The organism is Noviherbaspirillum humi (assembly GCF_900188095.1).
Classification (GTDB): Bacteria; Pseudomonadota; Gammaproteobacteria; order Burkholderiales; family Burkholderiaceae_D; genus Noviherbaspirillum; species Noviherbaspirillum humi.
In genome coordinates, this window is record NZ_FZOT01000031.1 from 14,535 (window position 1) to 27,036 (window position 12,502).

A 12,502-nucleotide genomic window follows, 5' to 3' on the forward strand; every position below is an offset into this window, starting at 1 on the left:
CAGGTCACGGTGCTGCTGCTCGACAGCGGATATGCGTCGCTCTCCGCGGCGCCCATCGACATCTTCCACTCCGCTGGTCGCCTTTGGAACCATCTGCACGGCCAGGGCGAAGCACCGCGCTTCAGCGTGAGGATGGTTTCGATCGACGGCAAGCCTGTCGCCGGGGTCGGCGCGTATTCCGTCGTGCCGGACGCGGCGATCCACCAGGTCGAGCGCTCCGACCTCGTGCTGGTGCCGAGCGGCGACGTGTATGGCTCCGGACTCGATCCGCGGCTAGTGCGCTGGATGCGGGACATGTACGAAGGCGGCAGCGCACTGGCCGGTCTGTGCTCCGGCGCAACGTATCTTGCCGAAACGGGTCTGCTCGACAACCGCATGGCAACCACGCACTGGGCGCTGGTGGAGGACATGCGGGCGCGTTACCCCAGGGTGCGCTGGTGTCCGGAGCGGCTCATCACCGAGGACGGCCGACTGTTCTGCAGTGGCGGCGTGTACTCGGCGCTGGATCTCAGCCTCTATCTCGTCGAGAAGTTCGCCGGCCGCGAAATCGCTCTGCAATGCGCGAAGTCGCTGCTGCTTGGCATGCCCCGCATGCACCAATCGGCCTACTTCGGCCCGCTTGCAGGACGGCCGCATGCCGATGACAAGGTGCGCGAAATCGAAGCTTACATGCATGAGCATTACCATGAAGCGCTGACAATCGATGCCTTGGCCGGCCGCGCCGCCATGGGCACGCGCAATTTCATCCGGCGCTTCAAGGCCGCGACCGGTCAGATGCCGGGCGCCTATTTGCAGGCGCTACGGATCGCTGAGGCGAAAGGATTGCTGGAGTCGAGCGGGCCGTCGATCCAGCGCATCTGCATGAAGGTGGGCTATCAGGATCTGTCCCACTTCCGTGAACTGTTCAAGCGTCACACTGGCATGACGCCGGCCGAGTATCGGCGGCAGTTCGGCCCGGTGGACGTGCTCTGTCGCGATTGACCGGCGTTCTCACCGCCTTGGTGAATTGCAGCTAATCTTGCCGCCCGATTTTGTGGTGACACTTGATGAGCAAGCTCGAACTTGAGTAAGCCCGAACCGGAGGTCAAGCTTTGTTAATTTTGGCCAGTATCTTATAGAGCTCTTTCGTATCAATCGGCTTAACCAGATGATGATCAAAACCGGCAGCAAAAGCCTTCTCGCGGTCTCTCTCCTGACCGTATCCGGTGATGGCGACCAGCACGGAATGAGCGGTTTCAGGCTGAGCGCGCAGGCGTTGGGCTAACGCATTCCCATCCATGTCAGGCAACCCAATATCGAGCAGGAAAATCTGTGGAGGCGCTTTCCGCGCCCGCTCAAGCGCCCGGCCTGGTCGATGCTCCACTACTACTTGATGGCCTGACGCCTCCAGCAACATGGCCAGCATTGCTGCCGCGTCAACGTTGTCATCGACCACCATGACACGCAAGGAATTCGACATCAGTTGATTGTCACTGTCAGTCTCATGAGGCCGGTCACGATCTCCCCGAACACTTGAAAGCGGCAGGCACACCATGAACCGGCTGCCCTTGCCAATTCCTCGACTCTCGCAGGTGACGGTTCCGCCGTGCAGTTCGACCAGGCTTTTAACAAGCGCCAGGCCAAGTCCAAGCCCTCCAGAGGCTCGGTCCGATGTGCGCTCTGCTTGGCTAAATAGATCGAATGCGCGTGCCGCCACCTCGGGCGCCATGCCGATGCCGTTATCGATGACCGCGATGAGAACGCGCGATGCCTGCACGTCGGCTCGCAACTCAATGTTGCCGTGCTCCTGCGTATATTTGGCTGCATTGTTGAGGAGGTTTGCAATAACTTGCACCAGCCGCTTCTTGTCGCCCGTCACCATGGTGGTATTCGGCGGCAAATGCAATGCAAGATGGTGTCCCCGAGCCCGAATCAGCGGTGTTACCTGTTCCACGGCATCCATGAGAATATGCCTGATGTCCAGCGGCGCCTTCTCCAGCGTAACCAAACCTCTGGTGACGCGCGACACATCAAGCAAGTCGTCGATCAGGTGGGACATGTGCGAAACTTGGCGGCCGATGATCTGGCTGGTTTGCCGCACACGCGCCTCATCCACGCTCGCCATTTGCAACAGCTCCGCCGCCGCCCCGATCGGCGCGAGGGGATTGCGCAGTTCATGAGCCAGCATTGCTAAAAATTCGTCCTTGTGCCGGTTAGCATCCTTCAGCTTCTCCTCGACTTGTTTGCGTTCGGTAATGTCGCTAGCAGCTCCGATCCATTCGTAGATCTCTCCGGCGGCATCGAACATCGGCACGGCTCTGGAAAGCGCCCAGCCATAAGTGCCATCGACCCGGCGCACCCGGTGCTCCAGTTCGTAAATCGTCCTGTCGCGGATAGCCTTGTGCATGCCTTTCTTCACCAGTTCCTGATCCTCGGGCGGGATATATTCCTCCAGCCAGGAGTGATCCGGCTCAACGGTATCCTTCAAGAAGCCATGTCCTTGGAGCTGATGTAGCTGCGTCCAATCTGGATTCATGCGGTACACAACATCTGCCGCCGCATTAGTCAGTGCGCGGAACCGCTTCTCGCTTTCACGTAACGCAGTCACAGCCCGCTCTTGTTCGGTGACATCGGTGGCGGTATGCGAGATGCAAACGATTTCGCCATCTTGGTCAAAAACAGGCGTGTTTACAGCACTCCAAAACCGCTCCTCATAGTTTTCCTCGCCGTCGGGAAGTGCAATGCGAATGGGATAGCGTTGTGCTGGCAAGGAATCAGGCTTGCGCGTTTCAAGGACACGGACAAGCGAATTGCGTAACGCCATTTCACCAGTGTCTTCACGATCATCCGGGTTTCCAGGAAACGCCTTGAACACACTTACTCCAATCAATTCTTCTCGCCGTCGAGAGGACCCCTTAAGAAAAGCGTCGTTGACAGCAAGAATCGTCGCTTCTGGCGTTGGCGACAGTAAAGCATTGCCTATCGTCGAACTATTGAAAACCGACTCGTATAGAGATGAGGAAAGCATGTTTCTTTTCGCTGCGCCAGGAATGTTCTCAAATCAGAATTACACTATACCGGCTGACGGCGATAACTGCTTTTGGCCGAAGTGCGCCTAAGCCGATATGGCGCTATCGGCCCAAAGCCGCCATTCAACTCCAGCCACTTTCGCCGAGCAACAGGCCGTCGCTCGCACAAGGCATTTTCAGATCCTGCAGCAGTCAAAGCCAACACCTAAGGTTGCCTCAAGCGGGCCCCTTTCTGGCAGCCGCTGCCTGGCATCGATAGCTGCATCATCTGCGGATGAATATCGTTTGGATCGTGCCGATTCATGGATCTCTCTGGAAACAAGCTTTCCCGGGTTTTCTTTGACGGTCAGACCACCGGGCGGCCAGAGTGGGCAGGAGGGCAATGCGCGGGTACCAGAGACTGTATTTGGACCAAACTGTGCTGAAGGTCGAGGATGCAATCGGTAGCCCTGTTGCACTGGAATCGGCTTCGAACGCGATTGCGAGCGCCCATCTATGGATGTCCTGCGATTTGCACTGCCATGGCACCCCGATCAAATCGTGAAACTCAAATCGCGAAAACAATCGCTTGAAGGCCCACTGCGTACCCTTGATGAAGGGCAACATATTGTTGGACAGACTGGAAGTGAGGGTTTCGGTCTGCTAACTTGAACTTGCAGCGGTGTTCTTCTTCACAACTGCTCTCTCCGAGAGGTTTCGCCCAGGCACCCAAGGGTGCTTGGGCTTCTTTTCGTTCCGACCGAACTTGGACCCAGGCGATGGTCTAACCAGTGTCTCCTCCGATCTTGTGATTGGATTAGCCCAGGTGTCGATAGACATGCTGGGCTTTTTTACGCCCGCCTCGCGAACTGGCCATCCAGATTTCATTCCGGAATAATTTCTTTGTCTCAACTTGAGCGCTAGCAAATGTTGTAGCGAAAGGCGCTCTACACTCCCTCAGTAAGTACTACGGGAGGAGATACCGATGAATAGAGATTCCGTGCTGGCTTGGAGAGACACACTACTGCTGCCCGTACTCGCCATCTTTTTCGTTGTGTACTTTATTTACGAGATTTTGCAGAGGACAGGTTCTCGGGACGACCTTGAGGCCGACGAGAAAGCTCGGCGGCTCTGACGCTTACGTCGACAGACTGCACGGCCTTCTCGCAACCGCAGTCATGAGCCGCTGCGGTGATGCCTGCTCCTTAGGACATCCTGGCCTTCGGCGCGTCGCTGCGGTCAGCCCATCCGCCCGCCGGCGGAACGCGTCACACGATACTTAACCTCCTGACAGCCTTTGAGCTTCTGTGTGCGAGGCGATCGTTGATTGTGAGAGGAGGATTTTCCAGGAATTTTCCGGGGCGGGTAACCGCGGCCTAAGCGTTCAACAGCATGGCGATGACGCGGTTAAGTTGCGGCAGCCGCACCGGCTTGGTGAAATGCTGTTTAAAGCCGGCGGCACGCGCCAAATCCTTGTCCATCGCTTGGCCGTATCCGCTCAATGCAAGCAATTGGCCTTGCCAGCGGGGATACTGGTCCCGTATCGCATGGGCGAGCTGGTATCCGTCCATCTCTGGCATGCCGATGTCCAATATGGCCACCTCGGGACGAAAGGTTCGCATCAGGGTGAGCGCATCAGATCCCGAATAGGCCGTCTGGACATCGTGTCCCGCCATACGCAGGCCCGCGGCAAGAAGCTCGGCTGCATCGACATTGTCATCGACCACCAATACGCGGCGGCCTTCGAGCAGGCCAGAATCTTCTGCCTCCTCCGCCTGTGCGCGGCCGCCCGACGATTGTGGAAGGCGGATTTCGAAACGGCTTCCCGCGCCAAGCTCGCTGCTCACGCCTATGCGCCCGTTATGGAGTTCGACGATGGTCCTGACGATCGTCAGTCCCAGCCCAAGGCCGCCGTGCGAGCGGGCGAGCGATTGCGGAGCCTGGAAAAACGGCTGAAACAATTTTTCCAGCGTCGTTGCTTCCATGCCGGCGCCGTCATCCTCGACCACCAGGACTGCATCCTCGCCGTCGAGCGCGCCCGTTATGCAGATCGCGCCGCCCGGGGCGAAACGCAGGGCGTTGGACAAGAGGTTGGTAATGGCCTGCTCCAGTCTTCCCGGGTCCCCGTCCACCGGTATTGGGTGCTCCGGCAGGTTCGTATGCAGGCGTGTGCCGCCGGCCTCCGCCGCGTGACGGACGGATTCCTGCGCCTTGAACACGACATGCCTGATGTCTACGTGCTCTTTGCGTACCTCCAGCTTGCCTTGCACGATACGGGAAACATCCAGAAGGTCGTCGACCAAACGATGCAGACGGCTTACCTGCCGGCGCAATATCACCCTCTCCTTGTCGCTGCGCTCGTCTCCGCGTAGGTCGAGCAGATCCAGCGCGGAGACGATCGGCGCGAGCGGATTGCGCATCTCATGGCCGAGCATCGCAAGGAAGTTGTCCTTGGCCCGGCTGGCTTCTTCGGCCTGGGACAGCGCCAGCCGCGTGGTGTCCAGCGCGGCGTTCACCGACGCCAGCAGCCGCTGCCGTTCGGCCTCGACTTCGGCGCGTTCGCGGGACAGCACCACCAGGGCGGCATTGGCTTCATTGATTTCGCGAATCGGGCTCTGTATCTGCGGCAGCAGATTGCCATCGCGGACCAGTCCGGTGGCGCGCTCCCGCAGTTGATCCACCGCTCCCGCTATCCGGCGCGATAGCCAGGACGCGGCAAGCACCCAGACGACCAGCGACGCCAACACGCCGACGAAGTAATAAAAGGGACCGCGCAAGAGCAGGCTGCCGATCCCGGTCGTCGGAACGCCGACGGCAACCGTCCAGTTGTGTCCGGGAACATGGGTAAACGCGGTGACGGATTCCGCGCCCTCAAGCGTGGTAGTCACGCCGACGCCTTCGGCACCTCCGCCGGCCAGCAGCTTCGCAAGCGAGGGGGACGGGGCATCGCTGCCGTGTTCTTTCGTTCTGGCGACCCGCTTGCCGGATGCATCGAATACCGCGACGACCGAGTCCGCAGATACCTTTTGCTGATGCAGGATGTCCAGAATGCGCTCTGGCAGAACGGCCGCGCCCAGCACATAGGTTATGTCCGCGTCGCGCTGGACGGGAACACGCACCGGGAAGGCAAGCGTGCCACGCGAACCAACCCGGGCACTGCCAACCACCGGGCGCCTGCTGTCCACGGTTTCGCGCAGGCTGTCCGGATCAACGATGCGGGCCGCGGTATCGCCATAGGGCCGCGATGTGCTGAACAGCACCGAGCCCTTGGTGTCGGTGAGGATTACGGATTGCCATGACGGATTGGCTTGCTTGACACGAAGCGCAACTCGATAGAAAGCGGGCAGATCGTTGTCGGCGAGCGCCTGCGACTGCGAAAGCGTGCGCAATGAGGCAATGGTCGCGTCAAGTTCGGTTCCCACCGCCGTGGCCAGCGCGCGGGAAAGATCAAGCGCCGATCGCTCGACTTCCAGGCGCTGCTGCCGGATCGTGCTATGAACCGCCCAGGCGCCAGCCAGCAGGAGGGGCAGCAAGGCAATGGTTGCCAGCAGGAGGAGCAATTGACGGAGGTGGTACGTTCTGGCAGCGTGCATGGGTTTGGACGTCAATCGAATCGAAGGTACCGCTTCAGCATCTTCAGTTCAAATGTGTCCGTTCGCTCGACCGACATCGTGGGCGGGAGCACGCCTATGAACTGTCTGCATGATAAATGACTGGCGAAGCAATAGGAAACAAATTCGAAATTGCAGGAATCGGCCTGCTGCCGACAGCACTGCCATGGTGCAGCCTGTTTCAGTCGGTAGATTTTCGTGCGGCCGATGTCCCGCATGGTGCGATGTCCGCTCGAAGACCAGCCGCTTGCCAATTTCACCGTTATCGCGTTGCGCGTTCATTCATTGCCTGCCCTGCTGACGGCATCACGCCCGGCAGAAATCCAGCAGAGCTGTCCTGGTTGCGGTCACCGGGTATGGCCAGGAGGTTGATCGAAACCGCACCCATGCGGCCGGCTTTGGTTACCACCTGGTCAAGTCGTCAAACTGCATGAGCTAGCGAATATCCTGTCTCAACGGCATGCACATTGACGACCATTCACGCCTATTTCCCCTTGATCGGAGGACATTCGATCTTGGCTACCATGCACGATGGCGCACAGGTGGAAGTGGGCACCGTCGGCTTCGAAGGCATGTCGACAACGGACCTTATCCTGGCAAAGGAGATTGCGATCGAGGCCAATCTCTGCCAGATCCCCGGCACGGCGCTGCGCATGCCGGCAGAAGTGTTTCGGCAATTGACGGCGGGTGACACCGCGTTGCGCCGCGTCGCTTTTCGCTATCTGCAAGCGTACCTGAGCATGGTGTCGCAGAACGTGGCGTGCAACCGCCTACACATCATTGAGCACCGCCTGGCAAAGTGGCTGCTCATGAGCCGCGACCGAATGCGTCGGCAGGACTTTAGCCTGACGCAGGAATACTTGGCCGCAATGCTTGGGGATAGCGCCCGAGCGTCTCATTGGCAGCCGGCGCGCTGCAGCGTGCCGGGATCATCGAATACAAACGAGGCCAGATCCGCGTGCTGGATAGACAAGCGCTGGAAGAGGCGTCCTGTGAGTGCTACGCCATTTTTCAAAATCACTTTCAGCGCATCTTGGGGCGCGCCTCCTGAAGAATGGCAGATCGGCTTTCCAGCATTTGAGTTTGTGGGTTGAACTGCGACTGACTGCCAACCTGATTGGTCTTGAGCCTGGTTGGTTCAATAGGCGCGACTGGCCTGGACGGCACCACCTGCCTGTTTCGCCGCATCTACAGGCGCACACGTTCGTCGGCCGCTGGCTGACAGACAATCAGAGTTCTATTGCTCGTTCCTTCATCCGTGGTCGGTGCGCGAACCAAGTTTTGCTTGGTCCGGCACCTGCGTCCCTGGAGGGGGTGACGGTGAGTGGATAGTAACTGCGATGGGATTCTCATCGTATCCCCTGTACAGGGCATTCTGTACGGAAATCTTGAAACGGGAACGAACAGAAACCGTTTGATCCCACGCACCCTGAACAATCTCAAGGTCCGAAGATCTTCAGTCCATTGTCAGGAACCTAACGAGAAACGCTTCTCTCACAGTCACAATAGAGAGGAGCGCATCATCATGAACGCGGTAGAGGTACTCGAGCAGATCAAGAACATCCACGCATCCGCAATCGATCCGGAGAACGTAGCTTCGGTGCTTGCGGCGTTGTTGGCCGACCTGTCGCCGATGTTGAAACCGATTGAACTGCAAAAGCTGATCATGCTGGTCGGACTTTTATACCAGGGACAGATACCAAACTCACACAGCGAGCTGCAGATGCCTGAAATCGAAGAACCGGGAATCGAGCGTATCAATCTGCAATCGGGCAATAACTATCTTCACTGAACCAGTTGTTCATTCATCGCCTTTCTCTTTGAGATCGCAAGGTTAGGCACGGCATGAACTCCTTGCATGCAGCCATCCCGAAGCTGTTGCCTTGGAGCGGCTTGATACCCGACAGCCTCGGACGGCATAGGGCGTATCGGGTGGCCTGCTAGCCGGGCGGATCGCGGTGCCCCGGCGTCGTCGGTCTTGATGCAAGCATCCTTGTGAGTTGCTCTTCCGGCACCGGATGAGAGAAATAGAAGCCTTGGCCATAGTCACACCCGGCCTGCTGCAGGATTTCCTTCTGGGTTCTTGTCTCGATCCCTTCCGCGATGACGCTGAGCCCCAGCTTGTGCGCCATGACGATGATGGTCTCGGCGATGGTGCGGTGCACCGGGTTGGTAGCGATATCGTGCACGAAGGACCGATCGATCTTCAGATAATCGATATGGAACTGGTGCAGATAGGACATTGAAGAATAGCCGGTGCCGAAGTCGTCGATGGCTACCTGGATGCCGGCATCGCGGTATTGCAGCAGCTTGCTGGTGACGCTGGGCGCCGGATTAAGCAGCATGCCCTCGGTGATCTCGATAACGAGGCTCTCACCGGGCAGCTCCAGTTCCTGCAGGTAGCCGAGCCAGTCCGATTCTAGGCAGCGCGGCATGAACTGCACCGGGGACTTGTTGACCGCTATCTGAAAGATCGTGCCCGTGCACTCGCTCCAGCGCTTCGCGCAGGTGGCAGCTTCGCGGAAAACCCAGTCGCCGATCGGTCCCATCATCCCGGACTCCTCGGCCACAGGGATGAAGCGCGAGGGCTCGATCATACCCAGGCGCGGATGCCGCCAGCGCAGCAGCGCTTCCGCCTTGAGGATATGGCCATCGCGCAGATGCACGACCGGTTGGAAATGCAGGAAGAGCTGTCCCTTGGCGATGGCCTGGCGCAATTCCGTGGACAGGCTTAGCTTGGCATGGGCCTTCTCGTCCATGGACTCGGTGAAGTAGCTGAACTGGTTCTTGCCGGCCGCCTTGGCGGCATACATGGCCTGGTCCGCCTTGCGGACCAGGTCCTCCGAACCTGGTCCATCCATCGGATAGAGTGCGACGCCGATGCTGGCGGTGACGTAGGCGTAATGCGCGCCGATGGAAAACGGCTCAGCCAGCCGGTCCAGGACCTTGCGGCAGAGGTATTCAACATGGTCGAGATCATCGAGGTTGGTGAGCACCACGGTGAACTCGTCCCCGCCCAGGCGGGCGACGATGTCACTCTCGCGTACGCAGCCATGGATGCGATGCGCCGCTTCTAGCAACAGCAGATCCCCGGACTCGTGGCCGAATACATCATTGACCTGCTTGAAACCATCCATGTCCAGGAAAAGCAGCGCCAGTTCCTTGCTGGTACGCTGCGCCTTCCGGATCTCCGCATCCAGCCGATCGCGAAACATGCGCCGGTTCGGCAAGCCGGTCAGGGCATCGATGTTGGCATAGCGCCAGATCTGCTCTTCGAATTTCTTCCTGACCGTGATGTCGGAGATGGTGCCCGTCATGGCGGTCGGATTGCCGCGCTGATTCCACTCGACGACCACGCCCCTTCCGGCCACCCATTTCCACTGTCCATCCGCCGCCTTGATACGGAACTCGCACTCGTAGGCCGGGCTGTCGCCCTTGATGCATGAACGAAAGGCAGCATCGACATTGGGAAAGTCGTCGGGATGAATCAGCGTGCGCCAGCTTATCCTTTCCGGGCCAGGGCCCTTCTCTTCCCAGCCTAGAATGCGCCTCAGGTTGGCCGACAAGGAGCAAGTATCGGTGACCAGATCCCAGTCCCAGATGCCCTCCCCGGTACCCTCCACCGCGAGCTTGAGTCTTTCGTTCGTGATCCGCAGCTTCTCCCGCAAACGCTTGTGTTCAGTGATATCGCGCACGGTAATTTGGACGGCAGGACGTCCCTCCCATGTCACTTTCCCGAATGTTGCCTGCAAATGAGCCACGCTGCCGTCCGGCCGCCTCGCCCGCAAGGTCGCCAGCGGGGCCGGCAGACCTTGTTCAAGCAGCAGGGTCACGCTTTCATCAATGGTTTTGACGGCTTCCGGTTCGAAGAAATCGAACCCCGACCGCCCGATCAGTTCGGCCGCGCCAGCGACCTGATGGATATGAGCGGCCGCGGGATTGGCATAAACATACCGGCGATCCTGGTAAACCACTATGCCGTCGGGATTGAGGTCGGTCAGCAGCCGGTAGCGCTCTTCCCCTGCCCTTGCGGCCTCCTCCGCTTTTTTCTTTTCCGTAATATCGACGGAGACGCCGGTGACCTGGAGGGGATTGCCTTGCTCGTCGCGAAGAAATGTGCCCCGCACGAGCAGCCAGACGATCCGCCCACGGGGCGTCTTCACGCGGTACTCCAGGTTGAATGGGCAGCGTGCATCGACCGATGCAGCAACAGCGCTTTCGACTGCGGGCAAGTCTTCCGCCAGGATGACTTGCCGCCATTCATCCGCTGACAGGGAAGTCGTACGCGCAGGCAAGTCGAGCAGGCGTGCCATCATCGGGCAAATGGTCACTACGTCGCTATCGAGGCGACGATGCCAGGTCCCAAATCCGGCCGCCTCCACCGCTAACTGATAGGTGAGCGGACCGCTGAACCAGGCTTCGCCCGGCGCCCCGCCAGTGGATGCTGGAGGTGCAGCGTCAAACGATGCGGGTTTTGCGAGCCGCTTTCCGCTTGGTTTTCCCATCTCTGCCGCCACCCGATTTATGAATATGGCAAGATTTGGATGAAGGCGCGATGCCAAGGTTCAGGGTCTGCCGTCTTCCGACTGCCAAGACCGCATACCGGCAAGCCCACTGGCAACATTAAGCCTTCATGGCACGTAATTGCCAATCAGACATCAATGATGCCGCCGGCTCGGCAGCATTCACAATTAATTCCTTAACGGCGACTTGACCCTTGTACGCTTCGTTACAAACGGTTAAATTCCTTGATAACGACGGTATATTCCGAAAGTACTCGGACCTATAAGAAGATGGACAAAGAGGGAGAAACACCCATGGAGCACGCTGCGCTCAGGTTCGAAGACATCCTGATCACTCATGCCCTGGCCACCCGGCCGCTCCGGCCAACCCATGGTAAAAGCGAAGATGCCGCGCTGGTTCGCATAGCGCGCGCCATGGCGAAGGACGACCAGGCGATCCTGGACGAGTTGTGCAGCCTCGGCATGGAATTGTGCAGCGCTGGCTCCTGCGGTATCACATTACTGAACCTGACCGATCCCGATACCGATCTTCAGTGGGTAGCGGTACAGGGCGAAGTCGCCGAGCTGACTGGCAAATCGGCACCAAGCGTGGACAGCCCTTGCAAGTACAGCATCGAGCAAAAAGCGCCCCAGCTTCTATCGCAACCCGAAAGATATTTCGCCTGGATGCAGTTTGATCCGAGTATCGCTGAAGCGCTGATCGTGCCGCTGTTTTGGCATGGACAGCAAGGCATTGGCACCATCTGGGTGCTGTCTCATGACCCGGCCATACAGTTTGATCGGGAGCATGTACGCATAATGAGTGTGCTAGGCAGCCACGCGACCGCGGCGTTACGAGTGCGGGCAGCTTGGAATTCCTAGTTCAGTCCTGTTGTGAATCGCGAACGATTGCTGACCGTGGTGAGTTGTCCCGCGCTACTGGATAGAACGATCCGAGGCAGTCATTCCTTCTGGCCGCTCCGGCCGGCAACAGGCCGCTTTTCTGCACTAGGGCGTGGTCATACTCGTTTGCAGCTAAAGCCAGGGCCATAGTGCTCTAAACCCCAAGATATTGATGAACGATGTCCGGCTGGCCGGCGAGCTCGGTCGAGCTGCCCTGCCACACCACCTTGCCCTTCTCCAGCACATAGTGCCGGTCGGCGAACTTCAGCAGCGCGCCGACGTTCTTGTCGATCACGATCTGCGACAGCCCTTCGCCCTTCAGCCGCGTCAGCGCTTCCCAGATCTCCTGCCGGATGATCGGCGCCAGTCCTTCGGTCGCCTCGTCCAGCACCAACAGCTGCGGGTTGGTCATTAATGCCCGCCCGATGGCCAGCATCTGCTGCTCCCCGCCCGACAGCTGCGCGCCCAGGTTGCTTCTTCTTTCCTTCAGCCGCGGAAA

General features: G+C 59.0%; 8 protein-coding genes. 4 read left to right on the forward strand and 4 right to left on the reverse strand.

Annotated features, from left to right (window positions below):
* Positions 1 to 9 precede the first annotated feature (9 nt).
* Positions 10 to 981, forward strand: a complete 972-nt coding sequence (locus CHB88_RS23535) for a GlxA family transcriptional regulator (protein ID WP_217900225.1) — start codon at positions 10 to 12, stop codon at positions 979 to 981.
* A 103-nt stretch (positions 982 to 1,084) separates the two neighbouring features.
* Here CHB88_RS23535 and CHB88_RS23540 read toward each other — a convergent pair whose 3' ends face one another.
* Together CHB88_RS23540 and CHB88_RS23545 are read right to left on the reverse strand one after the other, a co-directional pair.
* Positions 1,085 to 3,007 (reverse strand): PAS domain-containing hybrid sensor histidine kinase/response regulator, encoded by a 1,923-nt coding sequence (locus CHB88_RS23540; protein ID WP_089401805.1) that lies wholly within the window; start codon positions 3,005 to 3,007, stop codon positions 1,085 to 1,087.
* 1,356 nt (positions 3,008 to 4,363) lie between these two features.
* Positions 4,364 to 6,547 carry a hybrid sensor histidine kinase/response regulator gene (locus tag CHB88_RS23545; protein WP_176442634.1) on the reverse strand — a complete coding sequence of 728 codons (2,184 nt, stop codon included), beginning with the start codon at positions 6,545 to 6,547 and terminating at the stop codon, positions 4,364 to 4,366.
* 518 nt (positions 6,548 to 7,065) lie between these two features.
* Here CHB88_RS23545 and CHB88_RS23550 point away from each other — a divergent pair.
* Positions 7,066 to 7,692, forward strand: a complete 627-nt coding sequence (locus CHB88_RS23550) for a Crp/Fnr family transcriptional regulator (protein WP_089401807.1) — start codon at positions 7,066 to 7,068, stop codon at positions 7,690 to 7,692.
* Between the two features lie 431 nt (positions 7,693 to 8,123).
* Positions 8,124 to 8,390 (forward strand): hypothetical protein, encoded by a 267-nt coding sequence (locus CHB88_RS23555; RefSeq protein ID WP_089401808.1) that lies wholly within the window; start codon positions 8,124 to 8,126, stop codon positions 8,388 to 8,390.
* A gap of 148 nt (positions 8,391 to 8,538) precedes the next feature.
* Here CHB88_RS23555 and CHB88_RS23560 read toward each other — a convergent pair whose 3' ends face one another.
* Positions 8,539 to 11,103, reverse strand: coding sequence for a sensor domain-containing protein (locus CHB88_RS23560; protein ID WP_089401809.1), 2,565 nt, complete (start codon positions 11,101 to 11,103; stop codon positions 8,539 to 8,541).
* Positions 11,104 to 11,415: 312 nt separating this feature from the next.
* On the opposite strand from CHB88_RS23560, the gene CHB88_RS23565 reads away from it, so the two are divergent.
* The gene (locus tag CHB88_RS23565) at positions 11,416 to 11,982 is read left to right on the forward strand and encodes a GAF domain-containing protein (protein WP_176442635.1); all 567 of its coding nucleotides are present in this window, start codon (positions 11,416 to 11,418) and stop codon (positions 11,980 to 11,982) included.
* Between the two features lie 175 nt (positions 11,983 to 12,157).
* Here CHB88_RS23565 and CHB88_RS23570 read toward each other — a convergent pair.
* The coding region (locus tag CHB88_RS23570) for an ATP-binding cassette domain-containing protein (RefSeq protein WP_143131464.1) at positions 12,158 to 12,502 on the reverse strand (345 nt) is incomplete at its 5' end.

Excerpts from the sequence above, each read along its gene's own strand:
- CHB88_RS23540 (WP_089401805.1), bottom strand. The coding sequence starts at position 3,007 with ATGCTTTCCTCATCTCTATACGAGTCGGTTTTCAATAGTTCGACGATA.
- CHB88_RS23555 (WP_089401808.1), top strand. The coding sequence starts at position 8,124 with ATGAACGCGGTAGAGGTACTCGAGCAGATCAAGAACATCCACGCATCC.
- CHB88_RS23560 (WP_089401809.1), bottom strand. The coding sequence starts at position 11,103 with ATGGGAAAACCAAGCGGAAAGCGGCTCGCAAAACCCGCATCGTTTGAC.
- CHB88_RS23565 (WP_176442635.1), top strand. The coding sequence starts at position 11,416 with ATGGAGCACGCTGCGCTCAGGTTCGAAGACATCCTGATCACTCATGCC.